1 pseudogene is annotated in these 280 nt (G+C 33.9%); it reads left to right on the top strand.

Annotated elements, in window-relative coordinates:
* A pseudogene (locus tag HNV10_RS17135) lies at positions 1-193 on the top strand (YtxH domain-containing protein); the annotation flags it as partial.
* Positions 194-280: the final 87 nt, after the last annotated feature.

Raw genomic sequence — 280 nt, 5'->3', positions numbered from 1 at the left:
TTTTTATGTTAGACAAGTGCTAGGTTTCATTATAATAGCTATGGTAACCTCTTGGATACCATTTGTAAATATAGTCATGTGGCTGGTATTACTTGTGGCTTGGATTATGAGTTTAGTGGCTGCTTTAGGTGGCCAAATGAAACCAACTTTTTTACTTGGAAAACAATTTCAAGAATGGTTTAAAGGCATTTAGACATATATAAGTTACAAACCCAGAATAAACGTTCTGGGTTTTTTATTTAAGAATTCCATAGTCTAGTGGTAACGTATCGCCAATACG

This window comes from Winogradskyella litoriviva (genome assembly GCF_013249065.1).
Taxonomy (GTDB): Bacteria; Bacteroidota; Bacteroidia; order Flavobacteriales; family Flavobacteriaceae; genus Winogradskyella; species Winogradskyella litoriviva.
Note: the sequence above shows the minus strand (reverse complement) of the source record. Positions and strands in the feature narration are given on the sequence as shown.